25 protein-coding genes are annotated in these 26,156 nt (G+C 68.1%); 15 read left to right on the plus strand and 10 right to left on the minus strand.

What is annotated here, in order from left to right:
* Nucleotides 1-60: 60 nt before the first annotated feature.
* Nucleotides 61-1,194: a beta-ketoacyl-ACP synthase III gene (locus tag AC07V5_RS22340; RefSeq protein WP_495117903.1), complete on the plus strand. Its 1,134-nt coding sequence runs from the start codon at nt 61-63 to the stop codon at nt 1,192-1,194.
* Here the strand turns inward: AC07V5_RS22340 and AC07V5_RS22345 are convergent.
* Entirely contained in the window at nt 1,191-1,940 is a 750-nt protein-coding gene (locus tag AC07V5_RS22345) for a transporter (RefSeq protein ID WP_495117904.1), read from the minus strand. The two genes, AC07V5_RS22340 and AC07V5_RS22345, sit on opposite strands and share 4 nt — an antisense overlap.
* A gap of 95 nt (nt 1,941-2,035) precedes the next feature.
* Here AC07V5_RS22345 and AC07V5_RS22350 point away from each other — a divergent pair, with 95 nt between their 5' ends.
* From AC07V5_RS22350 to sbcB, 3 genes are all read left to right on the plus strand, one after another.
* Nucleotides 2,036-2,551: a hypothetical protein gene (locus tag AC07V5_RS22350; RefSeq protein WP_495117905.1), complete on the plus strand. Its 516-nt coding sequence runs from the start codon at nt 2,036-2,038 to the stop codon at nt 2,549-2,551.
* 61 nt (nt 2,552-2,612) lie between these two features.
* Entirely contained in the window at nt 2,613-3,128 is a 516-nt protein-coding gene (locus AC07V5_RS22355; protein ID WP_495117906.1) for a hypothetical protein, read from the plus strand.
* A gap of 45 nt (nt 3,129-3,173) precedes the next feature.
* Entirely contained in the window at nt 3,174-4,607 is a 1,434-nt protein-coding gene (sbcB, locus tag AC07V5_RS22360; RefSeq protein ID WP_495117907.1) for an exodeoxyribonuclease I, read from the plus strand.
* A 2-nt stretch (nt 4,608-4,609) separates the two neighbouring features.
* Here sbcB and AC07V5_RS22365 read toward each other — a convergent pair whose 3' ends face one another.
* Nucleotides 4,610-5,932, minus strand: a complete 1,323-nt coding sequence (locus tag AC07V5_RS22365) for an amidohydrolase family protein (protein WP_495117908.1) — start codon at nt 5,930-5,932, stop codon at nt 4,610-4,612.
* Nucleotide 5,933: 1 nt separating this feature from the next.
* Nucleotides 5,934-8,996 (minus strand): amidohydrolase family protein, encoded by a 3,063-nt coding sequence (locus tag AC07V5_RS22370; RefSeq protein ID WP_495117909.1) that lies wholly within the window; start codon nt 8,994-8,996, stop codon nt 5,934-5,936.
* A gap of 125 nt (nt 8,997-9,121) precedes the next feature.
* Between AC07V5_RS22370 and AC07V5_RS22375 the strand changes: the two genes are divergently transcribed.
* The gene (locus tag AC07V5_RS22375) at nt 9,122-10,054 is read left to right on the plus strand and encodes a GGDEF domain-containing protein (RefSeq protein ID WP_495117910.1); all 933 of its coding nucleotides are present in this window, start codon (nt 9,122-9,124) and stop codon (nt 10,052-10,054) included.
* Between the two features lie 114 nt (nt 10,055-10,168).
* Nucleotides 10,169-10,441, plus strand: coding sequence for a flagellar basal body rod protein (locus tag AC07V5_RS22380; RefSeq protein WP_495117911.1), 273 nt, complete (start codon nt 10,169-10,171; stop codon nt 10,439-10,441).
* A 30-nt stretch (nt 10,442-10,471) separates the two neighbouring features.
* Here the strand turns inward: AC07V5_RS22380 and AC07V5_RS22385 are convergent, their stop codons facing one another.
* A complete protein-coding gene (locus AC07V5_RS22385) occupies nt 10,472-10,870 on the minus strand; it encodes a MerR family transcriptional regulator (protein ID WP_495117912.1) in 399 nt (132 codons plus the stop codon).
* A gap of 74 nt (nt 10,871-10,944) precedes the next feature.
* On the opposite strand from AC07V5_RS22385, the gene AC07V5_RS22390 reads away from it, so the two are divergent.
* The 4 genes from AC07V5_RS22390 to AC07V5_RS22405 all read left to right on the plus strand — a co-directional run bounded on the left by AC07V5_RS22390 (nt 10,945) and on the right by AC07V5_RS22405 (nt 14,664).
* The gene (locus AC07V5_RS22390) at nt 10,945-12,183 is read left to right on the plus strand and encodes an NADH:flavin oxidoreductase/NADH oxidase family protein (protein WP_495117913.1); all 1,239 of its coding nucleotides are present in this window, start codon (nt 10,945-10,947) and stop codon (nt 12,181-12,183) included.
* Nucleotides 12,184-12,247: 64 nt separating this feature from the next.
* On the plus strand, nt 12,248-13,105 hold the full coding sequence (locus AC07V5_RS22395) for a hypothetical protein (protein WP_495117914.1): 858 nt from the start codon (nt 12,248-12,250) through the stop codon (nt 13,103-13,105).
* Between the two features lie 16 nt (nt 13,106-13,121).
* Nucleotides 13,122-13,685: a sigma-70 family RNA polymerase sigma factor gene (locus AC07V5_RS22400; protein WP_495117915.1), complete on the plus strand. Its 564-nt coding sequence runs from the start codon at nt 13,122-13,124 to the stop codon at nt 13,683-13,685.
* Complete coding sequence (locus AC07V5_RS22405) at nt 13,678-14,664, plus strand: ankyrin repeat domain-containing protein (RefSeq protein WP_495117916.1); 987 nt, start codon at nt 13,678-13,680, stop codon at nt 14,662-14,664. The genes AC07V5_RS22400 and AC07V5_RS22405 overlap by 8 nt, the downstream gene beginning before the upstream one ends.
* 67 nt (nt 14,665-14,731) lie before the next feature.
* Here the strand turns inward: AC07V5_RS22405 and acnB are convergent, their stop codons facing one another.
* The 5 genes from acnB to AC07V5_RS22430 all read right to left on the minus strand — a co-directional run bounded on the left by acnB (nt 14,732) and on the right by AC07V5_RS22430 (nt 19,881).
* On the minus strand, nt 14,732-17,323 hold the full coding sequence (gene acnB / locus AC07V5_RS22410) for a bifunctional aconitate hydratase 2/2-methylisocitrate dehydratase (RefSeq protein ID WP_495117917.1): 2,592 nt from the start codon (nt 17,321-17,323) through the stop codon (nt 14,732-14,734).
* A 22-nt stretch (nt 17,324-17,345) separates the two neighbouring features.
* Nucleotides 17,346-17,756 carry a type II toxin-antitoxin system VapC family toxin gene (locus tag AC07V5_RS22415; RefSeq protein ID WP_495117918.1) on the minus strand — a complete coding sequence of 137 codons (411 nt, stop codon included), beginning with the start codon at nt 17,754-17,756 and terminating at the stop codon, nt 17,346-17,348.
* The gene (locus AC07V5_RS22420; RefSeq protein WP_495117919.1) at nt 17,753-18,022 is read right to left on the minus strand and encodes an AbrB/MazE/SpoVT family DNA-binding domain-containing protein; all 270 of its coding nucleotides are present in this window, start codon (nt 18,020-18,022) and stop codon (nt 17,753-17,755) included. The genes AC07V5_RS22415 and AC07V5_RS22420 overlap by 4 nt, the downstream gene beginning before the upstream one ends.
* A gap of 104 nt (nt 18,023-18,126) precedes the next feature.
* Complete coding sequence (locus AC07V5_RS22425) at nt 18,127-18,759, minus strand: hypothetical protein (protein WP_495117920.1); 633 nt, start codon at nt 18,757-18,759, stop codon at nt 18,127-18,129.
* 120 nt (nt 18,760-18,879) lie between these two features.
* Complete coding sequence (locus AC07V5_RS22430; protein WP_495117921.1) at nt 18,880-19,881, minus strand: HpcH/HpaI aldolase/citrate lyase family protein; 1,002 nt, start codon at nt 19,879-19,881, stop codon at nt 18,880-18,882.
* A 150-nt stretch (nt 19,882-20,031) separates the two neighbouring features.
* Between AC07V5_RS22430 and AC07V5_RS22435 the strand changes: the two genes are divergently transcribed.
* A complete protein-coding gene (locus tag AC07V5_RS22435) occupies nt 20,032-21,597 on the plus strand; it encodes a methyl-accepting chemotaxis protein (protein ID WP_495117922.1) in 1,566 nt (521 codons plus the stop codon).
* Between the two features lie 64 nt (nt 21,598-21,661).
* On the opposite strand, the gene AC07V5_RS22440 is transcribed toward AC07V5_RS22435, so the two are convergent.
* Nucleotides 21,662-22,648 (minus strand): malate dehydrogenase, encoded by a 987-nt coding sequence (locus tag AC07V5_RS22440; RefSeq protein WP_495117923.1) that lies wholly within the window; start codon nt 22,646-22,648, stop codon nt 21,662-21,664.
* A gap of 81 nt (nt 22,649-22,729) precedes the next feature.
* On the opposite strand from AC07V5_RS22440, the gene AC07V5_RS22445 reads away from it, so the two are divergent.
* The 4 genes from AC07V5_RS22445 (at nt 22,730) to sdhA (ending at nt 26,124) form a co-directional block, all read left to right on the plus strand.
* Nucleotides 22,730-23,446, plus strand: coding sequence for a GntR family transcriptional regulator (locus AC07V5_RS22445; protein ID WP_495117924.1), 717 nt, complete (start codon nt 22,730-22,732; stop codon nt 23,444-23,446).
* 91 nt (nt 23,447-23,537) lie between these two features.
* Complete coding sequence (sdhC, locus tag AC07V5_RS22450) at nt 23,538-23,966, plus strand: succinate dehydrogenase, cytochrome b556 subunit (protein ID WP_495117925.1); 429 nt, start codon at nt 23,538-23,540, stop codon at nt 23,964-23,966.
* 11 nt (nt 23,967-23,977) lie between these two features.
* Nucleotides 23,978-24,337, plus strand: a complete 360-nt coding sequence (sdhD, locus tag AC07V5_RS22455) for a succinate dehydrogenase, hydrophobic membrane anchor protein (RefSeq protein ID WP_495117926.1) — start codon at nt 23,978-23,980, stop codon at nt 24,335-24,337.
* A complete protein-coding gene (sdhA, locus tag AC07V5_RS22460; protein WP_495117927.1) occupies nt 24,337-26,124 on the plus strand; it encodes a succinate dehydrogenase flavoprotein subunit in 1,788 nt (595 codons plus the stop codon). Before sdhD ends, sdhA begins: the two co-directional genes overlap by 1 nt.
* Nucleotides 26,125-26,156 lie beyond the last annotated feature (32 nt).

Raw genomic sequence — 26,156 nt, forward strand, 5'->3', positions numbered from 1 at the left:
GGTGGCTCGCTAAACTTCCATCCTTCGTACTTCAGCAGGCGGCGGCTTCCGTCTTCGGTTATGCAAACTTCATTCCCGGCCGTGGTCATCAGCGGCACCGGCCTGTACCGCCCGCCCCATGTCATCACCAACGCGGAGCTGGTCGAGGCCTTCAACGCCTATGCCGACCTGAACAACGCCGAGCATGCCGACGCGATCGCGGCTGGCGAGCGTGTCGCTTTGACACACTCCAGCGTCGAGTTCATCGAGAAAGCCTCGGGCATCAAGCAGCGCTACGTCGTCGACAAGACCGGCGTGCTGGACCCGACCCGCATGTACCCGCGCTTCGAGCCGCGGGCCGACGGCGAGATCTCGCTGATGGCCGAGATTGCCGCCGACGCGGCGCGCAAGGCCTTGGAGCAAGCCGGCAAGACCGGCGCTGACGTGGACGCGGTGCTCTGCTCCAGCGCCAACATGCAGCGCGCCTACCCGGCCATGGCGGTCGAGATTCAACAGGCGCTTGGCGCCGGAGGCTACGGCTTCGACATGAACGTGGCTTGCTCCTCGGCCACCTTCGCGCTGGAGCAGGCCTTCAACGCGGTCCGCTCGGGCGCTTCCAAGTGCGTGCTGGTGGTGAACCCCGAGATCACGTCGGCCCACCTGGAGTGGCGCGACCGCGACTGCCACTTCATCTTCGGCGACGTCTGCACGGCCCTCATCGTCGAGCGCGCAGAAGACGCCACGGGCGCCGACCAGTGGGAGATCCTCGGCACCCAGCTGGCGACGCAGTTCAGCAGCAACATCCGCAACAACTTTGGCTTCATGAACCGCGCCGAAGACCGCGACCCCGATGCGCGCGACCTGACCTTCTACCAAGAGGGCCGCAAGGTCTTCAAGGAAGTCGTGCCCATGGCCGCTGCCCACATCGAGGCGCATCTGGCCAAGCTGGGTCTGGAGCCCACGCAGATGCGCCGCTTCTGGCTGCACCAGGCCAACCAGGGCATGAACCAGCTCGTCATCAAGAAGCTGGTGGGCGGGGAGGCGGGCAGCGAGGTTGCGCCGCTGATCCTGGACGAATACGCCAACACCGCGTCGGCCGGCTCCATCATTGCCTTCCACCACCACCGCGCCGACTTGGCAGCAGGCGACACGGGCGTGATCTGCTCCTTCGGTGCCGGTTATTCCATCGGCAGCGTCGTCGTCAAGAAGCGCTAAAAGCGGGCAGACAAACCGACCGTCCACGCCCAGTCGGGCGTGTGGCGGTTCAGGCCGCGAAACACGGCGGTGTCCAGCTGCACATCGTCCGTGAGCTGCCACGCCAGGCCCGTGCCGGCCGTGACGACATTGCCGCCGTTGCGGCTCGACGCCAACTGCTGGCCGGCGATCTCGGCAAAGCCGTGCAGCTTCTCGCCCAGCGGGATGCCGAGGCTGGCCGACAGCAGGGCAGCCGTGTAGCGCTGGCCGTCGTCGTTGCGGTCAACGAAGGCGCCCGCCATCGTGCCGAGGGAATATCCGGCCGGCAGCTCCCACTGCGCCAGAAAGCTCAAGCCCGGCCGTAGCCCCTGGCCCTTGAACGGCCCGCTGCCGGTCGGCGTCTGCATCCTGAACAGCCAGCCGAGTCCCGGCTTGGCCTCGTCGCCATCCTGCATCTGCCACTTGAATCCGACCGCGAGATCGCCGCGGCCGCTGGCGCCGGGGTTGCGCTGACGCAGCGCACCATCGGTCTCCAGCCGCAGTTCCAGATCGTGGCCAACCCCAAGCCGCAACAACGTGGGCGTCGAGCGCAGCCGGGTCGACGCATCGCGCTGCCAGGCCCCGCTGGTCTCGATCTGGAAGCGGCCGGCGGCCATCACGTCGGGGCCGTTCGTGAAGTCTGGGCGGTCAGGGGAGATGGCGTCGTCGGCCCACGCCGGCAGGCTTGTGCACAGCAGCATCGCGAAGGCAGGCAGGGCAGCTTTCATGCGGGCGGGCGAGGTGAATTGTTGGCGGCGTGACCTGTGGCTGCGCGCGGATCAACCGATATCGTGCGCCCCGTTCATCAACACAGGAGTGTTCCATGTCTCTTCGTCCGGTTCGACTGCTTGCTTTCTGCCTCCTTGCGTGGAGCAGTCATGCCGTGTGGGCGGACGACCTGCCGCGCAAACAGTTCGAGATCCGCGTCGAGGAGCTCGGGACACGGCTGGGCAGGGCGGCCATCCGTTCCTCGTTGCCGCTGAACCGCCGCTATGCCGAACTCGACGCGAGCGAGAAGGCCCGGTTGCGGGCCGACTACGAAGGCATTCCGGCCGACGATGAACCGCCTTTTCCAGCTCAAGGCCTGCTGCCGGTGTTCACTGCCATCAAGGACGGCATGGACAAGCTCGGCGCGCTGGGCACGCTGACCCTGGTGGCCGACGTGGACAGCGCCGGCAAGGTCCGGCATGTGGATTCCTTCGGCAAGGTGGACCCGGACTTCGCCCGCTTCGCCTCGCGCGTGCTGGCGGCCACGCAATTCAAGCCCGGCATCTGCGCCGGCAAGTCCTGCAATATGCAGTACGTACTGAGGCTGGAATTCACTGGCGCTGGCATGTGATCCGTTTGTGCAGGCACCGTCGTCGGTTATCTTTGCAGCCCCGAAAGCGCTGGGGATCAACATGAACACTGGACTCGCTCAACAGGCCGCCGCTGGTGCCCTCCTTGTGTTGGCGGCCTGCGTGGCTCAGGCCCAGGCGTTGCCGCGCAAGCAGTTCGAGCTGCGCGTCGAGGAAGTAGGCTCGCATATCGCCGGGATCGCCGGCCGCTCGGACGGCCTGCCGCTGAACCGCCGCTACGCCGAGCTCGACGCCAACGAGAAGGCCCTGGTGCGGGCCAACTACGAAGGCCTGCCGCCCGGCGACGAGCCGCCATACCCCGCCGAGGGCTTGCTGCCGGTGTTCATGACCGTGCAGACCGGGGCTGGCAAGCAGCCGCCCCTGGGCAGCATGACGCTGGTGGCCGATGTGGACAGCACCGGCACGGTCCGGCATGTGGACTCCTTCGGCAAGGTCGATGCGGAGTTCGCCCGCTTCGCCTCGCGCGTGCTGGCCGCCACGCCCTTCAAGCCCGGCCAGTGCGCCGGCAAGCCCTGCAACATGCAGTACGTGCTGAGGATGCAGATCGCCAAGCTCTGAGCGGCCTCGGCTCGGCGCGGTCGCACCATCGGCTATCGTGCCGGCATGAGCGACCTGACCTTCTTCTGGCACGACTACGAGACCTTCGGCCGCGTGCCCCGGCGCGACCGCCCAGCCCAGTTCGCCGGCCTGCGCACCGATGCCGAACTGAACGAGATCGGCGAGCCGCTGATGCTGTTTTGCCAGCCGGCCCCTGATTTCCTGCCCGACCCCGAATCCTGCCTGCTGACCGGCATCCTGCCGCAGCACTGTCTGGCTCAAGGCGTGCCCGAGCACGAATTTGCCGCCAGCATCGAGACCGTGATGGCACTGCCCGGCACGGTGGGTGTGGGCTACAACTCCATCCGCTTCGACGACGAGGTGACGCGCTTCCTGTTCTGGCGCAACCTCATCGATCCGTACGCCCGCGAATGGCAGAACGGCTGCGGCCGCTGGGACCTGCTGGACGTCGTGCGCTGCGCCTACGCGCTGCGGCCCGACGGCATGGAATGGCCCAAGCACGAGGACGGCCGCCCCAGCTTCAAGCTCGAACACCTGACCGCCGCCAACGGCCTCGCCCACGAAGCCGCCCACGATGCGCTGTCCGACGTGCGCGCCACCGTGGCGCTGGCTCGCAAGCTGCGCCTGGCCCAGCCCAAGCTGTGGGACTTCTGCCTGAAGCTGCGCACCAAGCAGGCCGTGTGGGACGAAATCGGCATCGGCAAGCCTTTCCTGCACATCTCCGGCATGTACGGCCCCGAGCGCGGCTGCATTGCGGTGGTGTGGCCGCTGGCGCCGCACCCGACGAACAAGAACGAGCTGATCGTCTGGGACTGCTCGGTGGACCCGACCGAACTGCTGACGCTGAACGCCGAGGCCATCCGCGCGCGGATGTTCGTGAAGCAGGACGCGCTGCCGGAAGGCGTTACGCGCCTGCCCATCAAGACCATCCACGTCAACAAGAGCCCCATCGTCATCAGCAACCTGAAGACGCTCAGCCCGGCGATGGCCGAGCGCTGGGGGCATGACGTCGAGGCCCAGCTCGCCAGCGCCCGCCTGCTGGCCGAGAAAGGCCGGCTGCTGGACGGCCTGTGGGCCGACGTCTTCCAGCGCGAGCCCTTCGAGGTGGCCGACGTCGACGAAGACCTCTACGGCGGTTTCATCGGCAACGAGGACCGCCGCGCGCTGAACCGCGTGCGCACGGCGGCGCCAGAGCAGCTCGCCGAACGTGCTGCGCAAGGGAAGCTGGCCTTTCAAGACGGGCGGCTGGACGAACTCGTCTTCCGCTGGCGTGCCCGCAACTTCCCGCAGAGCCTGTCGCCCGAGGAGGCCGAACGCTGGCAGGCCCACCTGGCCGCGCGGCTGCACGACGGGGAGGGCGGCGCACAGACGCTGGCGGCCTTCATGGAGCGCATCGACCAGCTCGGCGAGACTGCCGACGAGCGCGGCGAAGGCATCCTGTCGGCGCTGTATGACTACGCCGAGCAGATCGCGCCCTAGGTTTACTGACGCTTCAGGTATTTGTCCCGCAACGCCGTCTGCCGGTCGCTGAGTTCCACCTCGCGCCCCTGGATGAACACCCGTTCGATGCGTGTGCTCGGCTCCAGCGGGTCGCCGTCTGACACGAAGAGATTGGCCAGCTTGCCGACCTCCAGCGAGCCGAGCCTGTCGGAGATGCCAAGGATCTGCGCCGGGTAGAGCGTCACGGCCTTCAGCGCCTCGTCGTCGCTCAGGCCGAAGGCGCGGGCATGAGCAGCCTCGAAGGGCAGGTTGCGGGCATTTGTCGAGTCGCGGCCGCCGTCGGCGATGCAGTAGCGCACACCGGCTGCGGCGAGCTTGGCGGGCAGGCTGAACAGGGCGTCCGGCGGGTCGTCCCGGCGCATGGGCAGCCGCAGCAGGCCGTCGATGATGACGGGCACATTCCGCTCGCGCAGCGTGTCGGCCACGCGCCAGGCATCGGCACCGCCGCTGATGATGAGCTTGAGGCCGTGGCGGGCGGCGAAGTCCAGCGCAAAGCGGATCTGCGCGAGGTCGTCCGCATGCATGACGACGGGCCGGGCCGACGCGGCGCCCGCAGCGGCGGGCAGCACCGGGCGCATCGCCTCCCAGCGCGTGTCGATGGGCGTGGCCGGGTCGGCAGCGCGGGCCAGGGCATAGGCCTTGGCGGATTCGAAGGCGTCGTCCAGCAGCTTGAGCCGCGCCTCGGTGGAGCGGCGGATTTCTGCCAGACGGGCCTCGGGCTGGGTCGGGAAGAGGGCGCTGTTCAGCCGCAGCCGCGGCACGGCGATGTGCAGGCCGACCTCGGGCACGAGGGCCATGTCCTGCCAGTTCCAGCCTTCCAGCTGCAGCAGCGCCGAGGTGCCGGCGATCAGCCCAGTGCGGCCGGCCTCGGGCACCGACAACGCCGCCAGCACGCCACCGGCGCGCGTGATGGGCAGCAGCTCGCTGTCGGCATTGAAGGCCACCAGCGCGCGGGCGTTGGGATTCAGCGGGCCGGTCTCGGTGCTGTCCATGGACGCGCTGACCGAGCGAATCTCGGCCAGGCCCAGGCTGGTGTTGGCCGCCACCATGCCGGGGTAGACGTGGCGGCCGCCGAGGTCGATGGTCTTGGCGCCTGCGGGCGCGGCGAGGTCGGCGCCGCCGATCGCGCGGATCTTGCCCGCCTCGATGAGCAGGCTGCCGCCGCTGACGACGGGGCCGCTGACGGGATGGATGACGGCGTTGCGCAGCAGCAGCGGTTCGCGCTGCGGTGGAGGCGGCGTGTTGGGCGTGGCCTGGGCGGTGAAGGCTGCGGCCAGTAGCGAAGTGATGAGTGCGAGCTTCATGTCAGAACGTGTCCTGAGTGCATTCATGCCAGGCGTCGCCACCGAAGTAGCTCTGGCGGTCGCGGTTCGCTTCGTGCAGCCAGCGCTGCAGTTGCAGCTGGTCCAGCGCGGCGGACAGCGGCGTGGCCGGTCGCCCCTCGGGCGGTGCCGCGGCCTTGGCCCGTTCGGGCAGGGCCAGCGCCACGAGGCGTGCCTGTTCGACACGGTCGCGCTCGCGCAGCTGCGCGTCTTCGCCAAGGTCGAAGTAACGCCGGCCGTCGATCCAGGTTTGCTCGGCCTTGGCCTTGCTCGACAGCGGGTTGGCGCTCCAGATGACGAAGTCGGCGTCCTTGCCCACTTCCAGCGAGCCGACGCGGCCCTCGATGCGCAGCTGCTTCGCCGGGTTGATCGTGACGAACTTCAATGCATCCGCTTCCGTCATGCCCCAGGCCTTGCCGCCATAACGCAGTGCCTTGGCGGCTTCGGTGTTGAGGCGGCGGGCCAGCTCGTCGCTGTCGGAGTTGAAGCTGGTCAGCACGCCGGCCTTCTGCGTCATCGCGCCGCTGTAGGGAATGGCGTCCTGCACCTCGACCTTGTAGCCCCACCAGTCCGAGAAGCCCGAGGCACCGGCGCCTAAAGCGGCGATCTCGGGCGCCACCTTGTAGGCCTCCAGCACATGCTGGAAGGTGGCGACCTCCAGGCCGAACTCCTTGGCCAGGGCCGCGAACATCAAGATCTCGTCGGCCCGGTAGCTGTGGATGTGGATGACGCGCTTCTTCTCCAGCAGCTCCACCAGCGCGTCCATCTGCAGGTCGCGGCGCGCGGCCGGGTCGGCCTTGCGCTGCTCACGGTAGCGCTGTGCGGCCAGGAAGGCGTCGCGCATGACCTGTTCGACGCCCATGCGCGTGGTTGGGTAGCGCGGGTCGGTGTCGGTGGCGGGGAAGTTGGCGCGCTTGACGTTCTCGCCCAGCGCGAACTTGATGCCGGGTTTGGCGCCCTCGAACTTCAGTGCCTCGGCTTCGAGACCCCAGCGCAGCTTGATGACCTGGTTCTGCCCGCCGATGGCATTGGCCGAACCGTGCAGCAGGTTGCTGCTCGTCACGCCGCCCGCGAGCTGGCGGTAGATGCTGATGTCGGTCGGGTCCACCACATCGGCCACGCGCACCTCGGCCGTCACGGAATGGGCGAACTCATTGGTGCCGCGCTGGATGGCGGTGTGCGAGTGGGCGTCGATAAGGCCGGGGGTCAGGTGCTTGCCAGCCGCGTCGATGACGACGGCGCCGGCAGGCGTGGCCAGGCCCTTGCCGATGGCGGCGATGCGGCCGTCACGCACGAGCAGGTCGGTAGCTTCCAGGTTGCCGGCGGCGGCGCTGGTCCACAGCGTGGCGTTGCGCACGAGGACGACCGCCGGGCGCTCGGGCGGCGCAGTGCGGCCGAAGACGCCGGCCGGGAAGGTGGCGGGCGGGGAGGGCGGTGCAGCGACAACCTGGGGCACAGGCGGCTGGTAGGGCGCGGCGCGCGTTGCCGTCCAGGGCTGGGTGCGGCCATCGGCCAGCGTCAGCGCGCCGGCCATGGATGGACCCCGGCCCTCCAGGCGCAGGCTCTCCTTGGCGCCGCTCTCGCAAGGCCAGCGCAGCAGCAGTTCGCGGCCGCGCTGCTGCAGCTCGCAGGCCTTGCCGTCGACCTGCAGCGTCGGTTTGGCGCGTGTGCCGGCGATCTGCCAGCTCTGTTCGGTGCCACCGGCTGGCTTCACAGTCCAGCGGCCGCGCGCGTCGAAGCGCTCCCCGGCCTCGGTCGGCAGCGGCTGTCCGTCGACGAAAGCGATTTCCACCTCGGCCTGCTCGCTCGTGAACAGGTCGCCGCTGGCGACGACGACGTCGGCCAACTGACCCGGCGCCAGCCGGCCCAGCCGCGTCTGGCCCAGCAGCTTGGCGGGCGTTGTCGTCAGCGCGGCGAGCGCCGCTTCGGGCGTGAGCCCGCGCTGCACGGCCTGGCGCAGCCGCGGCCAGAAGTCCTTGCGAACGTCTTTCAGCCCCTGCGTGGAGATGGCGAACTCGACGCCTGCGGCCTGCAGCGCCGCGGCGTTGCCGGGGGCGCGCTCCCAGTGCTGCAGCTGGTGCAGCGGCACGTCCAGCGCGCTTTCGGGTTGCTCGACCTCGGGTGCGGCCGGGTAGGCCAGCGGCAGGATGACCGGCAGCGCCAGCGCCTTGAGTTGAAGCGCCCGGCGGTACTCGTGGCCGGTGCCCTGGACGATGACCTTGAGGCCAAATTCGTCGCGCGCCTTGGCGATGCGGGCCAGGTCCTGCTCGTCCAGCGCCTCGTGCACGACAGGCTGCTTGCCGGCAGCGGCCGATGCGAGGGCATTCAGCGCGCCGTTGAATTCGCGCCGCTCGCCCGCGGGCTGCGGGCCTGAGGCCCAGCGCGCGTTCAGCCAAGTCTGGCGCATCAGCGCGATGCTGCCCATCAGCGAGGTCGGGTAGGTCACCAGGCCCGTGCGGCCACCGGACTCGAAGTCGAAGACCTGGTATTCGTGCGACACATGCTGGGCCACGTCGGCCGCCAGCACCAGGCCGCGCGCGTCGCTGCCGTCGCGCAGGCTGAGCAAGGCGCTTTGACCGCGAAAGACGGCGCCCGTCGGCGGCAGCGACAGCGCCGTCGTGAAGCCCTGCTCGCGCTCGGCCTTGAGCTCGTCGGGCTTGATCTCCAGCGCCCCGGCCTGGCGGAACTCGGCGCGCACCCAGCGCTGGCCGGGCGTCAGCCCCTTGGCCTTCGAGGCTTCGATGCGACCCTGGCCGATGCTGCTGGCGGCGTCGATGAAGCCGGCGTAGACGGTGCGGCCCTGCAGTGCCCAGACCTTGGCGCCAGCAGGCGGTGTCAGCCCGGCGCCGACGGCGACGATGACGCCGTCCTTCATGACCAGGGTGCCGTTCTCCACGACCTGGCCCGGTGCCAGCACGAGTCGGGCGCCGGTCAGCGCGTGCCAGCGCGGCGTCGCGTCACGCAGGCCCTGAGGGGTTTCACTGAGTTGCTGGGCCTGGGCAAGGCCGGCCATCAGTGCGAGCGAGAGGAGGGGAAGCAAGCGCATCGTCGCGTCTTGTCGTGGCACCGCATCGCGGCGAGGAGGCGGACTCTAACCCCGTGATCTGTGTCATGGCCGAAAGCCAACAGTCCTGCGATAGTCGGGCCTAGAAGATCGATTCGGAGACCCCCATGAGCAGCGTCGCCCCAGCCCCCACCGAGGACACCACCGCCGCCCGCCTGCGTGCCCTGCTGGTACGCGCGCCCACGGCCGTGGCCTTTGTTTCCGGCCAGCGTTTCGAGGTCGTCAGCGAAGAGTTCAACCATCTCTTCGGCTTCGGCGACGACAGTGACCTCACCGGCCAGGCCACCCGGTCCGTGCACACCACGGACATGGCCCACACGGCTTTGCTGGAGCGCGCGGCTGCGGCCTTTACCGCCGGCCAGCCGCTGGACGAGGAAATCGAGTACGTGAAGCGCGACGGCCACCGCTTCTGGGGCCGCCTGCAGGCCACCCCGGTGCACTGGGAAGCGCCGACGGCCGAGGCGCTGTGGATCGTCGAAGACGTGACAGCCGCCCGCACGGCGCGCCTGCAGCCGACCTGGACGGCCAAGCACGACGCCGTGACCGAACTGGCCAACCGCCGCGAGTTCGAGCGCCGCCTGGCCGAGCACGTGGGCAGCCGCCGCAACGAGCCGGTGTCGGTGCTGTGGCTGGACGTCGACAGGTTCGGCGAGGTCATCAAGGGCATGGGCACCGAGGTGGGCGACCATTTCCTCTACGGCCTGGGCCAGATGCTGATCAGCAAGGTGCGTGCGTCGGACCTCGTCGCCCGCCTGGAGGAAGACCATTTCGCCGTACTGCTGCCCGATTGCGACCAGCACTACGCGCAGATCATTGCCGAGAAGGTGCGCTCGGCCGTTGCCGGCTACCGCCTGCGCTGGGGCCTGCACCGCACGCGCGTCAAGGCGTCGCTGGGCGTTGTGCAGATCCAGCCGACGCTCGTGACCGTGGACGCCGTGCTCGGCGCCGGTGCGTTGGCCTGTACGGAGGCCAAGGCGGCCGGCGGCGACAGCGTGCGGGTTTTTGTGTCGGCCGGTGGTTTCGAGGAACTGGCGGGCTGATTTCACGCTCGGGGGCACGGCGATCCCCCGAAATGCAGGGTTTTTCGCCGTTTGTTCTAAAGTTCACCCGGGCGCTGCCGATGTACGGCTTGAGTGCTCAAGAACTGGATCCCGATGAACGTCGCCCTCTCCACCGCCCTGTCCGGCATCTCCGCCGCGAACGAGCGCCTGCGCGCGTCGGCGTCCAACGTCGCCAACCTGGCTGCCAGCAACCAGTCTCGCCCCAGCGTCGAGCCGACCAATGTCGACAAGGCGCCGGAACGCGAGATCAACCCGGCCAACGAGGTGGTCGAGCAGCAGTCCGCGGCCTATGCCTTCGTCGCCAACCTGAAGGTGCTGCAGACGCAGATCAACACCACAGGCGCTTTGCTGGATATCAAGGCCTGAGCGGCCCGTTCCCCTGCAAGACAAGCGGCCTCAGGCCGCTTTTTCTTTGTCCGCTTCGCTGGGCACGAAGCAGCGCCCCGCGGCCCAGTCGGCGGTGAGCTGGGCATGCAGCGCGATGGTCTCCGCGCGTTGACGAGCCAGGTCGGCCATCAACTGATCGATCTGGGCCAGGCGCGCGTCCAGGCCGCCCAGGATGAGTTCATGGCGCTGCTCACCTCGGTCAACGGAGAAGACTTCGCGCAGCTGATCCAGGCCGAAACCCAGGCGCTGGCCGAGCTGGATCATCTGCAGCCGTTGCAGCGCGGCTTCACCGTACTGGCGGTAGCCGTTGGCGCCGCGCTCGGCGGGCGGCAGCAGGCCGCTGGCCTCGTAGAAACGGATGGCTGAGGTGGCCATGCCGGTGCGCTGGGAGAGTTCGCCGATCTTCATGCGGGAGTCGCTTGACTTTCAAGTTGGCTTGAAGCTTAGCATCCGCGGCGCTTCAACTGACAACCCGCTTCACCATGCCCGCCAGCCCGCTGTTCCAGCCCCTGACTCTACCCAACGGCCGCCATCTGCCCAACCGCCTCGTCAAGGCGGCGATGGAGGAGGGCCTGGCCGACGCCGGCCAGGTGCCGGGCCCGGGCTTCGTGCGCCTGTACCGGCGCTGGGCCGAGGGCGGTGTCGGGCTGATGCTCACCGGCAACGTCATGGTCGACCCGGCCGCGCTGACGGGCCCGGGCGGCGTTGTGCTGGACGAGCGTTCGCCGCTGGACGGCTTCAAGGCCTGGGCCCAGGCCGCGCGCAGCGGCGGTGGCCAGGTCTGGATGCAGATCAACCACCCCGGCCGCCAGGTGTTCGCGGCCATGGGCGAGGTGGCGTTGGCGCCCTCGGCCGTGGCGCTGGACCTGGGCAAGCATTCCAACCTGTTCGCCACGCCGCAGCCGATGACCGAGGCCCAGATCGCCACGGTCATCCAGCGCTTTGCGACGACGGCGCGTCGCGCCGCCGAGGCCGGCTTCGACGGCGTGCAGATCCACGCCGCCCACGGCTATCTGCTCAACCAGTTCCTGTCGCCGCTGAGCAACCGGCGCGAGGACCGCTGGGGCGGCAGCCTGGTGAACCGCGCTCGCTTGCTGGTCGAGGTGGTGCGCGCCGTGAAGGCGGCCGTGCCGGCGGGCTTCGGTGTGGGCGTCAAGCTGAACTCGGCCGACTTCCAGCGCGGCGGCTTCAGCCAGGAGGATGCACGCGGCGTCGTCGAACTGTTGAACGCCGAGGGCCTGGATCTGCTGGAGCTCTCCGGCGGCAGCTACGAGAGCCCGGCCATGCAGGGCCGCACGGCGGACGGCCGCACCTTGGCGCGCGAGGCTTACTTCCTGGAGTTCGCCCGCGAGCTGGCGGGCATTGCAACGATGCCGCTGATGACGACCGGCGGCATCTCCCGCCCAGCCGTGGCCGAGGAAGTGCTGGCCGGCGGCGTGGCCCTGGTCGGCTTGGGCACGGCCCTGGCCATGGCGCCGGAGCTGCCGCGCCAATGGCAGGCCGGCGAGGCCAGCGCGGCGCCGCGGCCGCAAGTGGGCTGGAAAGACAAGGTGATGGTGGGCCTGGCGACCATGGCCGTGGTGCGCCGGCAGCTGCAGCGCATGGCGGCCGGCAAGGCGCCCCAGCTTCAAAGCTCGCCGCTGTGGACGCTGATCGCCGACCAGCTTCGCACCAAGCGGCTGACCCGGCGCTACCGCGGCTGGCGAGCCGCGCGCGCCTGATTTCACCCTGTTTGGCAGGCGGCTCCGTACAAGCAGAGGTCCCTACCCCTGCGAAGGATCCGCCATGAGTTCCCTGCTCCCCCTGCGCCGCCGCACGGCCTTGCTCCAGCTGGCCGCGCTCACCAGCCTGGCCGGCCTGCACGCCAGTTGCGCCGCCGTCATGCCTCAGCCCCTGCTCGACATGCAGCTGATCGACCGCGACAGCGGCGCCTCGCTGACCCAGTACGCCAGCCGGGGCCGCCGCTTCAGCCCCGGCACGCCGGGCGCGCGCTATGCCATCCGGCTCAGCAACCGCACCGGTGAGCGCGTGCTGGTGGTGTTGTCGGTGGATGGCGTCAACGCCATCACTGGCGACACCGCGGGCTGGGGCCAGTCGGGCTATGTCCTGAGCCCGGGCGAAAGCTGCGACATCACCGGCTGGCGCAAGAGCGACGAGCGCATCGCGGCCTTCGAGTTCACGTCGCTGGGCGATTCCTATGCCGCGCGCACCGGGCGGCCGGCCAACGTGGGGGTGATCGGCGCCGCGGTGTTCCGCGAGGTGGTGATGCCGCCGCCGGTCGTTTATGAAAGCTCGGCGGCGCCGCCCGCCGCGGCAGCGCCCAGCCCGTTGGCCCGCCTGAACGGTGCGGCGGCTGATGCGGCAGCACCTGCACGTGAGAGTGCAGGGCGTGCTGAGGCCGAGAGTTCGGCGCGTGCCAAGTTGGGCACGGGGCATGGTGCCTCGGAGTGGGCTCCCATCCAGCACACCGGCTTCCAACGGCGCACCAGCCGGCCCGAGCAGTTGCTGGAGATCCACTATGACAGCCAGGCCAACCTGATGGCGGCGGGCATCATGCCCAGGCCGCTCGCGGCGTTGCCGGGGCTGCCGCGGGCCTTCCCCGGCAGCGGTGGCTATGTGCCCGACCCGCCGCCGCGTTGGTGAGTAGCATCCGCGCTGCATGCCCGCGAGTGAACCCGCCGATGAAGAGCTCATCGCCAGCTATCTGCGCGGCGACATGGGGGCGTTCGACCGGCTCTACCGCCGCCATGACCGCAAGACCTTTGCCTTTGTCCGCCAGATGCTGCACCCCACGGACCGTGCCACGGTGGAAGACCTGCACCAGGAGGGCTGGCTGGCCGTTGCAGCCAAGGCCGCCAGCTTTGTGCCGGCCAAGGCCAGGTTCTCGACCTGGCTCTACACCGTGCTGCGCAACCGCGTGCTGGATCATCTGCGGGCGCGTCCGCCCCAGGGCGATGACGAGGCCGACCCAGACCAACTGGCCTCTACCGTCGCTGGCCCCGAGCAACTGCTGGCATCCAAGCGCCTCGTGGAGGCCGTGGAGGGCGGTCTGTTACGCCTGTCCGTCGAGCAGCGGGAGGCGTTCTTGCTCTTCACGGTGGTCGAGCTCAGCCTCGCCGAGATTGCCGACGTGACCCAGGCCCACCCCGAGACCGCCAAGACCCGGCTGCGCTACGCGCGTGAGGCGCTGCGGCATCGATTGAGCGAGTGGCGCGATGGCTGAGTTCGACCCCACCACGCCCAACGACGCGACCGAGGCCGCGTACGCGCAAGCCTTGCTCGACGATGACGCTGGCCGCGAGCAGCGCCGTGCGCGGCTGATGGCGGCCTTGCCTCGGCCGGAAGCTGCTGCTGCGGCCGTGCCCGTGTCGCAAAGCACGCTGGCCTGGCGTTGGCAGCCCTATGCGCTGGGTCTGCTGGCAGCGGGATTGCTGCTGGCGACCGTCCTCGTCTTGAAGGGGCGGCCCGCCGAGCCGACGCGTGAGGCCGATCCGCGATTGGCCGCCGCCCAGCCGGCTTCGACTGCCATCGTGGTGGCCCAGGCGAATCCGGCAGTCGAGCCGCCACCGGCCGCTGCCGCCGAAGCGCCGCGGGTTGTGGCCAAGGCCAAGCCGCGCGCCACGCAGCCTCCGCCTGCGGTGGTGGCGGACGCCACGCCGCCTCTCCTGCAAAGAGAAAGCGAAGTGAGCGCAGCTGCTGCGGCCGAACCCGCCAGGCCCGCCATGGCGCCGCCACCTGCTGCACCGGTGATGGCCGCTGCGCCGCCCAAGGTGTCGGCCGACGTGGCGGCACCGCAGGCGTCCAACTCTTCCGAGGCGCTGGCGCGATCCGAGGCGGTTTCAAGCGGCGCGCTCGCCCGTGCTCGGGTGGCGGCACCGCAGGCTGCGCAAAGCCTGGCCGGCTCGGGCGCGGCGGAGTCAGCGAAACCCATCATGTCGGCCAATGCCCTCCTGCTGGCGGCCGTCAATCGCGCCGACCTGGCGATGGCACGCTCGGCCTTGCAAGCCGGCACCCCCGTTCATCTGCGCGATGCCCAGGGCCGTACGGCCCTGATGCTGGCCGCGCGCACCGGGTCGCGCGAGATGGTGGACCTGCTGCTGGCCGCCGGCGCCCGCAAGGCGGACCGCGATCCTCAGGGTTGGACGGCTGCCGAACATGCTCAGGCGCAGGCGCACAACGACCTGATCGACGCCTTGCGCTAGGCGTCGCGCCAGAACAAAAAGCCCGCCGGGCTTGCGCGCGGCGGGCTGGCTTTGGAAGCCTTCAGGTTCAGGCCGCGACTGCCTTGGCCGTGTCTGCGTACTCTTCGATCTGGTCGAAGTTCAGGTACTTGTAGATCGAGGCACCGTCCTTGTTCACGACGCCCATCGCCTCGTGGTATTCCTGCACCGAGGGGATGTGGCCCAGCTTCGAGGCAATTGCCGCCAGCTCGGCCGAGGCCAGGAACACGTTGGTGTTCTTGCCCAGGCGGTTGGGGAAGTTGCGGGTGGACGTGGACACCACGGTCGCGCCTTCACGCACCTGGGCCTGGTTGCCCATGCACAGGCTGCAGCCCGGCATTTCGGTGCGCGCACCGGCCGTGCCGAAGGCGGCGTAATGGCCTTCCTTGATCAGCTCGCTCTGGTCCATCTTGGTCGGCGGGGCGACCCACAGCTTGACCGGGATGTCGCGCTGGCCGCCCAGCAGCTTGGCTGCGGCGCGGAAGTGACCGATGTTGGTCATGCACGAGCCGATGAAGGCTTCATCGATCTTGGTGCCGGCGACTTCGGACAGCGTCTTGGCGTCGTCCGGATCGTTGGGGCAGCAGAGGATGGGTTCCTTGATGTCGGCCAGATCGATCTCGATGACGTGAGCGTACTCGGCGTCCTTGTCGGCTTCCAGCAGCTCGGGGTTGGCCAGCCAGGCTTCAACCTTCTCGATGCGGCGCTGCAGCGTCTTGGCGTCGGCATAGCCGTCGGCGATCATGTTCTTCATCAGCACGACGTTGCTGGTGAGGTATTCCTTGATCGGCGCGGGGTTCAGCTTGATCGTGCAGCCGGCGGCCGAGCGCTCGGCGGACGCGTCGCTCAGTTCAAACGCTTGCTCGACCTTCAGGTCCGGCAGGCCTTCGATCTCGAGAATGCGGCCCGAGAAAGCGTTCTTCTTGCCGGCCTTGGCAACCGTCAGCAGACCGGCCTTGATGGCGTACAGCGGGATCGCGTGCACCAGGTCGCGCAGCGTCACGCCCGGCTGCATTTCGCCCTTGAAGCGCACCAGCACGGATTCAGGCATGTCCAGCGGCATCACGCCGGTGGCAGCGCCGAAGGCCACCAGGCCGGAGCCTGCGGGGAAGCTGATGCCGATGGGGAAACGGGTGTGCGAGTCGCCACCGGTGCCGACCGTGTCGGGCAGCAGCAGGCGGTTCAGCCAGCTGTGGATGACGCCGTCACCCGGGCGAAGGGCCACGCCGCCGCGGTTGCTGATGAAGGCGGGCAGCTCGCGGTGGGTCTTGACGTCCACGGGCTTCGGGTATGCCGCGGTGTGGCAGAAGGACTGCATGACCAAGTCGGCCGAGAAGCCCAGGCAGGCCAGGTCCTTCAGCTCGTCGCGGGTCATCGGGCCGGTGGTGTCTTGCGAACCGACCGTGGTCATCTTGGGTTCGCAGTAGGTGCCGGGGCGCACGCCTTGGCCCTCGGGCAGGCCGACGGCACGGCCGACCATCTTCTGCGCCAGCGTGAAGCCGGCCTTGGTCTCGGCGGGGGCCGAAGGCAGGCGGAACAGTGTGGAGGCGGGCAGGCCCAGGAACTCACGCGCCTTGGCGGTCAGCGAGCGGCCGATGATGAGGTTGATGCGGCCGCCGGCGCGCACTTCGTCGAAGAGCACATCGCTCTTGAGCTTGAACTCGACGACGGTCTCGCCGTTCTTCACCAGCTTGCCTTCATAGGGCAGCACGTCGATGACGTCGCCCATTTCCAGCTTGGACACGTCCACTTCGATGGGCAGCGAGCCCGAGTCTTCCTGCGTGTTGAAGAAGATCGGCGCGATCTTGCCGCCCAGCGTGACGCCACCGAAGCGCTTGTTCGGCACGAAGGGGATGTCCTGGCCCGTGGCCCAGATGACGCTGTTGGTGGCGGACTTGCGCGAGGAGCCGGTGCCGACCACGTCGCCCACGTAGGCAACCAGGTGGCCCTTCTTCTTCAGGTCCTCGATGAACTGCATCGGGCCGCGCTTGCCGTCTTCCTCGGGCTTGAAGGCCGCGTCCGGGCGGGTGTTCTTCAGCATCGCCAGGTAATGCAGCGGAATGTCCGGGCGGCTCCAGGCGTCGGGGGCGGGAGAGAGGTCGTCGGTGTTGGTCTCGCCGGGCACCTTGAAGACGGTGACGGTGATCTTCTTTTCGACTTCAGGGCGCGACGTGAACCACTCGGCGTTGGCCCAGCTCTGCATCACGTCCTTGGCCTGGGCGTTGCCGGCCTTGGCCTTGTCGGCCACGTCGTTGAAGAAGTCGAACATCAACAGCGTCTTCTTCAGGCCGGCGGCGGCGACGCTGGCGACTTCGGCGTCATCCAGCAGCTCGATCAGCGGATGCACGTTGTAGCCGCCCACCATGGTGCCCAGCAGCTCGGTGGCCTTGGCCTTGGAGATGAGGCCGACAGCGATGTCGCCGTGCGCCACGGCGGCCAGGAACGAGGCCTTGACCTTGGCGGCATCGTCCACGCCTGGGGGCACGCGGTGGGTCAGCAGGTCCAGCAGGAAGGCATCTTCACCGGCCGGCGGGTTCTTGATCAGCTCGATCAGTTCGGCGACCTGCTTGGCTTCCAGGGGCAGGGGCGGAATGCCGAGGGCGGCGCGCTCAGAAGCGTGTTGGCGGTAGGCGGCAAGCATGGGGGGTTCTCCGTGGTGCAGGTCAGTGTTGGGCTTTGGGCACGATCAGCCGCAAGCCTTTGAAATAGTCGCGAAAGAAGCCGTCATCGCGGGTGATGAGGGCCTGGCATTGCAAGAGCGCATGAGCGCCGATGAGGAAGTCTGCAACGACACGCTGGCGTGCGCCACCTCGGTCGCGGTAGCGGCGCTGCATGTGGCCGGCGCGCACCGCGGCGGCCTCCAGGACGGGGTCGAAACGCAAGCCGAACTCCTTCAGCGAGTCCATGACGGTCTCGCGGGTGTCTAGCAAGGTTTGGACCTCGGCGGCCACGGCGTCGCACAGGACGACTTCACCCTGGCTCAAGGCCAGGGCCAGCGCTTCGGCGGAGGCGTCGCCATACCGGGCGTCGCCGGTCAGCACGTCGACGAGTACCGAGGAATCGACAGCGATCATTCCTCGTCGCTCGGGGCTGGCTGAGGGTAAGGATCGCCGGGTGCGCGGCCGCGCAGGGCGCGCAGGGCCTCGTCGGTGCTGGTGAAGCCTTCGGCCAGCTTGAAGCGGCCGCGCAGCTTGGACAGCGCGTCGTCGACGTTCTTGCGCAGGATGATGCGGCCACCGTCCAGCTCGACCTTGAGCGTGGTGCCCTTGGTCAAGCCGAGGGCGTCTCGGACGGCTTTGGGCAGAGTGATCTGCCCACGTTCGGCAACGGTGGCTTCCATGGCGCCTCCAGCGGCTGAGCGCCACGGAGGTGGCGACTCAGGTATGCATCAGAAAGTATGTATTCATTCTACATACCTGAGCCCAGGGTTTCAACCGAGATGACTCACTTGGACTTGGCTGGTTTGGCCGATTTCGCCGCCACCGGGGGCGCGGCGGGTGTTTCGGCCGCTGTGGGCGTGATGCCCAGGCCGCTGCGTGCCGCCTCAGCGGCTTCGGCCTCGGGGTCGGCGATCTTGGCGGCCTTGGCGGCGGCCATCAGCTTTTCCTGCTCGGGGTGGACGCAGTCGTCCAGCAGACGCTGGCCGATCTTCGTATCCAGCAGCATGGACTTGTTGGCGATCTGGATCATCAGCGTGCGGCCGGTCACGTCTTCCAGGCGCAGCGCGCCGGTGGACGACAGCACGGGCTTCATCGTGATGAGCTGTTTCTTCCAGCCCACGTTGATGTAGCCGGCCACCTTGGGGTGCTTGTCGATGTGCACGGTCTCCTTGAACTCGCAGGCGTAGTCGCCGAGGTAGGCGCGTTCGGCGGCGGCCAGCTGCGTTTCGTCGGCGTCGGTCAACACCGGCTCAGGCGGCGGGGGCGGCGTCTTCTTGGCGGGCAGGGGCTTGGCAGCCGGTTTGGCTGCAGCCGGCTTGGCCGCGGCGGGCTTGGGAGGGGGCGTCTGGGCCAGCGCGGGGAGGGCGGCGCAGAGGATCAGGGCAGCGGCGCTGAGGCGGAGCGGGGAGAACTGCATCGGGCGTAGGGGGGTGAGAAGAATGAAATGAGGCGGCGCATGATGGCCTCGAAACGGTCGCGCCGCAGTGAGCAGATGTAGGCATTGTCCGGTGCGAAAAATCGCACACCGGCTCGTGATTTACCCGATGGCTACTGGGAAAAACGCCTGCCTGGCCTCGGCCGGCAATGCGCGGCCGGTGCGCTCGGCGCGCTCCAGCACGGTCCAGAAATAGCGGTAGCTGGCGCGGTCGTGCAATCGATCACGAAAGGAGATGGGCGCCCATTGCGCGGCCTGCGCGGCGAGCAGCAGCTCGGCGGCTTCCGCGATCTCGTCTGCCGCCGGCGCGAAGGCCTCGACGATGGGGCGGATCTGGTCGGGGTGGATGCTCCACATGCGGGTGTAGCCAAAGTCCCGCGCGGCGCGGCGGGCGGCGGCGGCCAGCCGTTCGCTGTCGCGGAACTCCGTGACCACGCAGTGCGAAGGCGTCTTGCCAAAGGCGTGCGCCGCGGCGGCGATTTCCAGCTTGGCGCGTACGACCAGCGGGTGCTCGAACTGGCCCGGCAGCTCCATCGCCGCCTTGGGGATGGCGCCACCGTGGGCGGAGACGAAGTCCATCAGGCCGAAGGACAGTGACTCGATGCGCGGGTGGGCAGCGATGCGGAACACCTCGCGCAGCGCGCCGTGGGTTTCGATGAGCACCTGCAGCGGCAGCTTCGGAGCCCCGTGGCGCTCGCAGGCGGCATCGATGGCGGCGGCGGCGCGGTCCACGTCGTCGGCACTCTCGGGCTTGGGGATCATCAGGTAGGCCAGGCGCTGGCCGGCCTTGGCGATCAGCGTGTCCACGTCGGCCTCGAAGGCGGCGTGGCCCCAGGGGTGGACGCGTGCGCCCACGCGCCCGAAGCGGTTGGCCGCGCTGGTGGCCAGCTCGGCGATCAGCAGCGCGTGTTCGGCCTCGCCGCCGACCGGGGCGCCGTCCTCTGCGTCCAGCGTGATGTCGAAGACGGGGCCGAGCTCGGCTTGCAGGGCCAGGCTCTTGCGCATGCGGGCCTCGACGCCGCAGTAGTGGTCGACGACGGGCAGCGCGGGCCGCGTGGCTTCATGGCCGAACAGGGCCTGGCGAGGGTGGAGGAGGGCGCTCATCGCGCCACTGTACCCAGGCCCGGCGCTGCGCCAGATGTGACGCCGGTCGCGGAATCGCGACGTTTGCGGGGTCACAAGGGTGCTTACGTACTGTCATATCTGACCCAGGCGTGACAGCATCCGCGCATAACGATCTCAGGAGACAAAGCCATGCTCAAGCTCGAGTCGCTCAGGGTTTCCCGCCGCCTGGCCTTGCAGACCTTCGGCGCCGTCCTCGGTGTGCTGCTGGTGGCAGCCATCCTGTTGTTCTCGGAGCGGGAGCTGATCCTGAACGAGCGACAGCAGGCCGTGCGACAGGCGGTCGAGACGGCGCACGGCGTCGTCGCGCAAATCCATGCCCAGGTGGCCACCGGCAAGCTGTCCGACGAGGACGCCAAGAAGGCGGCGATGGCCGCCGTGCGCAGCCTGCGCTACAGCGGCAGCGAGTACTTCTGGATCAATGACATGAGCCCGATCATGGTGATGCATCCCATGAAGCCGGATCTGGAAGGCAAGACGCTGAACAACAACAAGGACCCGACCGGCAAGCCCCTCTTTGTCGCGATGGTCGACATCGTCAAGGCCAACGGTGCGGGCTACTTGCCCTATCTCTGGCCCAAGCCGGGCAGCGAGCAGCCGGTGCCCAAGGTGTCGTATGTGAAGGGCTTTACGCCCTGGGGCTGGATCATCGGCTCGGGCGTCTATGTGGACACCGTCGACGCCGCCATCTGGCAGCGCGTCTGGAAGGTGGGCTTGGGCGTGCTGGTGCTGGCGGGTGTGCTGCTGGTGCTGGGCCTGGCCATCACGCGCAGCATCACGCGCCAGCTGGGCGGCGAGCCCGCCCGCGTCAACGAGATCACGCGGCAGTTGGCCGAGGGTGACCTCAGCGTCGACATCGACCTGAGGGGCAGCAGCCACGAGAGCGTCATGCAGGGCGTGAAGGCCATGCGCGACAGCATGGCCAGCATCGTGCAGCAGGTGCGCGATGGCTCGGAGTCGGTGGCGAACGCCAGCTCGGAGATCGCCTCTGGCAACCAGGACCTGAGCGCCCGCACTGAAAGCCAGGCCAGCGCGCTGCAGCAAACGGCGGCGTCCATGGACGAGCTGGGCGCCACCGTGCGCAACAACGTCGACAACGCCCAGCAGGCCAACCAGCTGGCGCAGAACGCTTCCCATGTGGCGGCCGAGGGCGGCCAGGTCGTCAAGCAGGTCGTCGACACGATGAAGGGCATCAACGACAGCTCACGCCGCATCGGCGACATCATCTCGGTCATCGACGGCATCGCGTTCCAGACCAACATCCTGGCGCTGAATGCTGCTGTCGAGGCCGCACGGGCAGGCGAGCAGGGCCGGGGCTTTGCGGTCGTGGCCGGTGAGGTGCGGCTGCTGGCCGGCCGCAGCGCCGAGGCCGCCCGCGAGATCAAGACGCTGATCGCGCAGAGCCTGGAGCGGGTGGACCGCGGCAACACGCTGGTCGACCAGGCCGGTGCGACCATGGACCGTGTCGTCAGCAGCATCCAGCGCGTGACCGACATCATGGGCGAGATCAGCTCGTCCAGCGCCGAGCAGAGCGCGGGCGTGTCGCAGGTCGGCACCGCTGTCACGCAGATGGACCAGGCCACGCAGCAGAACGCGGCGATGGTCGAGGAGATGGCCGCCGCAGCCGATGGCCTCAAGGTGCAGGCGCAGCAGCTGGTGGAGACCGTGTCGACCTTCCGCCTGCCTGCCACGCGCTGAGCGGCAGTCGTTCAATGAAAAAGGCCTCCCGAGGGAGGCCTTTGTCGTTTCTGAAGCGGAAGGTTTACAGCAGGTGCTTCACGCCGTCCTGCTCGTCCGTCAGTTCCTTCAGGGTCTTGTTGATGCACTCCTGCGAGAACTCGTCGATGGCAATGCCTTCAACGATCTTGTACTCGCCACCTTCGCAGGTGACCGGGTAGCCGAACATGACTTCCTTCGGGATGCCGTATTCGCCGCCCGAGGGGATGCCCATCGTGACCCACTTGCCGTTGGTGCCCAGGGCCCAGTCGCGCATGTGGTCGATGGCGGCGTTGGCAGCCGAGGCAGCCGACGACAGGCCACGAGCGGCAATGATGGCCGCGCCGCGCTTGCCGACGGTGGGCAGGAAGGTGTTGCGGTTCCACTCTTCGTCGTTGATCAGCGCCTTGACGCTCTGGCCGTCGATGGTGGCATTGCGGTAGTCGGCATACATCGTGGGCGAGTGGTTGCCCCACACAGCCAGCTTCTCGATGGCAGCCACGGCCTTGCCGGTCTTGGCAGCCAGTTGGCTGGCAGCGCGGTTGTGGTCCAGGCGCAGCATGGCGGTGAAGTTCTTGGCCGGCAGGTCAGGCGCCGACTTCATCGCGATGTAGGCGTTGGTGTTGGCCGGGTTGCCCACCACCAGCACCTTGACGTTGCGCGAAGCCACGGCGTTGAGGGCCTTGCCTTGCGTCGTGAAGATGGCGCCGTTGATCGACAGCAGCTCGGCGCGTTCCATGCCCGGGCCACGCGGACGCGAGCCGACGAGCAGTGCGTAGTCGGTGTCCTTGAAGGCGGTCATCGGGTCGCTGTGGGCTTCGATGCCGGCCAGCAGCGGGAAGGCGCAGTCTTCCAGTTCCATGATCACGCCCTTCAGCGCGTTCTGGGCCTTCTCGTCGGGGATCTCCAGCAGCTGCAGGATGACGGGCTGGTCCTTGCCCAGCATTTCGCCGGAGGCGATGCGGAACAGCAGTGCGTAGCCAATCTGGCCGGCAGCGCCGGTGACGGCGACGCGAACGGGTTTCTTGCTCATGGAGGTCTCCGAGGGACAGTTAAAAAATCGGAAGGCGAATCCAGTCAAGTGTACGGGCATACCCTGTGCTGCAATGTGCGTATGCCCAAGTCACCCGCCCCGCTGTACGAGCAAATTCGCCAGTTGATCGTTGCCGCGCTGGCTGCCGGCGAGTGGCGGCCGGGCGACGCCCTGCCCAGCGAGGCGGCGCTGGCCGAACGCTTTCATGCCAGCGCGGGCACGGTCAGAAAGGCGATGGACGAGCTGGCGGCGGCTCATGTCGTCGAGCGTCGCCAGGGTGCCGGCACCTTCGTCGCGACGCACACGGCACCGCGCGATGCCTACCGCTTCCTGCGTTTGGTGGCCGACGACGGCGCCACCGGCTTCACCCGCGAGCTGCTGCATTGCCGGCGCGCCCGCGCCACCGCCGAGACGGCGCGGGCCCTGCACCTGCGCACGGCCGAGCCCGTCATCGAGGTCAGGCGCTTGCTGCTGCGCCGTGGCCGGGCCGTCGTGCTCGACGACCTCTGGCTGCCGGAGCGGCATTTCCGAGGGCTGAACAGCGAGGTCATCAACGCCTATCCCGGCACCCTCTACGCGCTGTTCGAGGAGCGCTACCAAGTGCACATGGTGCGCGCCGAAGAGAAGCTGCGCGCTGTCGCGGCCCGCGCCGAGGCTGCCGAACTGCTCGGCGTTGCCGACGGGGCCCCTCTGCTCAGTGTCGAGCGCGTTGCCTACACCTATGGCGACCGACCGGTCGAATTGCGCCGCGGCCTCTACCACACGGATGCTGACCACTACCGCAATGAGTTGAACTGAAACTGACAATGCCGCAGTGCAGCAACCGCGAAGGCCAGCGCAGTTCTTGGCCCTAGAATCTTTCGGTTTCACATTGATTACGGGCACGACCATGACGGACAGCGTCAAGAAAAGACCGGTCTATACCAATATTCACGTCACGCAGATCGTCAGCTACCGCCTCCCGCCGGCCGGCATCGTGTCCATCCTGCACCGCGTCAGCGGTCTGGTGATGTTCCTGTTGTTGCCCTTCGTGATGTGGATGCTGGACAGCAGCCTGAGCTCCGAAATCTCTTTCGAAGCCTTCACGAACGTCTTCGTCGCGGGCGTGGCTGGCATCCCCGGCTGGTTCGTCAAGCTGGTGGCGCTGGGCCTGATCTGGTCCTACCTGCACCACTTCATCGCCGGCGTTCGCCACCTGTGGATGGACGCGACGCACAGCGTCAGCAAGGCCCAGGGCCACAACTCGGCGCTCGTCACGCTGGTTCTCGGCGTTGCGCTGACGCTGCTGCTGGGCGCGAAGCTGTTCGGCGTGTACTGAGGACAACAACAATGAGTACTTTCGGCTCCAAGCGCATCGTGGTTGGTGCGCATTACGGCCTGCGCGACTGGCTCGCGCAGCGCGTTACCGCCGTGCTGATGGCGCTGTTCACCGTCGTGCTGCTGGCCCAGGTGCTGATGCCTGGCGCGCTGGGCTACGACCGCTGGGCGGCGATCTTTTCGCAGCAGTGGATGAAGCTGCTGACCTTCGTGACCATCCTGTCCCTGGCGTATCACGCCTGGGTCGGCATGCGTGACATCTGGATGGACTATGTGAAGCCCGTTGGCGTGCGCCTCGCGCTGCAGGTGTTCACCATCGTTTGGTTGTTGGGTTGCGCCGGCTGGGCGATCCAGGTTTTGTGGAGACTTTGATGGCGGCGCTTTCGACCCGAAAGTTTGATGTGGTGATCGTCGGGGCCGGTGGCTCCGGCATGCGCGCCTCGCTGCAGCTGGCGCTGGCCGGCCTGAACGTGGCCGTGCTGTCCAAGGTCTTCCCGACCCGTTCGCACACCGTCGCTGCCCAAGGTGGCATCGGCGCATCCCTGGGCAACATGTCCGAGGACAACTGGCACTACCACTTCTTCGACACCGTCAAGGGCTCGGACTGGCTGGGCGACCAGGACGCCATCGAGTTCATGTGCCGCGAAGCGCCCAAGGTCGTCTACGAGCTTGAGCACTTCGGCATGCCGTTCGACCGCAATGCCGACGGCACCATCTACCAGCGCCCGTTCGGCGGCCACACGGCCAACTACGGCGAGAAGCCCGTGCAGCGCGCCTGCGCCGCGGCCGACCGCACCGGCCACGCGATGCTGCACACGCTGTATCAGCAGAACGTCAAGGCACGCACGCAGTTCTTCGTCGAATGGATGGCGCTGGACCTGATCCGCGACGCCGAAGGCGACGTGGTGGGCGTGACAGCCCTTGAGATGGAGACCGGCGAGGTCCACATCCTGCAAGGCAAGACTGTGTTGCTGGCTACCGGCGGCGCTGGCCGCATCTTTGCCGCCAGCACCAACGCCTTCATCAACACCGGTGACGGCCTGGGCATGGCGGCGCGTGCCGGCATCCCGCTGGAAGACATGGAGTTCTGGCAGTTCCACCCGACCGGCGTGCACAACGCCGGCGTGCTGCTGACCGAAGGCTGCCGCGGTGAAGGCGCCATCCTGCGCAATGCCAATGGCGAGCGCTTCATGGAGCGCTACGCGCCCACGCTGAAGGACCTGGCGCCGCGCGACTTCGTGTCCCGCTGCATGGACCAGGAGATCAAGGAAGGCCGAGGCTGTGGTCCGAACAAGGACTACATCAACCTCGACATGACCCACCTGGGTGGCGACACCATCGCCAAGCGCCTGCCGTCGGTGCTGGAGATTGGCCACAACTTCGCCAACGTCGACATCACCAAGGAACCGATCCCTGTGGTGCCGACCATCCACTACCAGATGGGTGGCATCCCCACCAACATCCACGGCCAGGTGGTGGCGCCCAAGGACGGCAACCCGAACGAGATCATCAAGGGCCTGTACGCCGTCGGCGAATGCGCCTGCGTCAGCGTGCACGGCGCCAACCGCCTGGGCACCAACTCGCTGCTCGACCTGCTGGTGTTCGGCCGCGCGGCCGGCAACCACCTGGTGGCTGCAGACCTGGGCAAGCAGTCGCACAAGGCACTGCCCGCCGACGCGGCGGACCGCTCGCTGGCCCGCCTGGCGCGCCTGGACAACAGCACCAGCGGCGAATACGCCCAGGACGTGGCCAACGACCTGCGCGCCGCGATGCAGCAGCACGCCGGTGTGTTCCGCACCCAGGCCATGCTCAACGAAGGTGTGAGCCAGGTTGCTGCGATTGCCGAGCGCGTCAAGAACATCACGCTGAAGGACAAGTCCAAGGTCTTCAACACCGCGCGCATCGAGGCGCTGGAAGTGGAGAACCTGATCGAGGCGGCGCAAGCCACCATCGTCTCGGCGGCAGCCCGCACCGAGAGCCGCGGCGCCCACACGGTGAACGACTACGGCGACACGCCGGCTCACCCGAACGGCCGCAACGACGAGCAGTGGATGAAGCACACGCTGTGGTACTCCGAAGGCAACCGCCTGGACTACAAGCCGGTCAACCTCAAGCCGCTGACCGTTGATTCGATTCCGCCCAAGGTTCGCACCTTCTGACCGTCTGATGAATTTGCGGGACAGACCGCCCG

The organism is Roseateles sp. GW821-FHT02E12, from assembly GCF_059421665.1.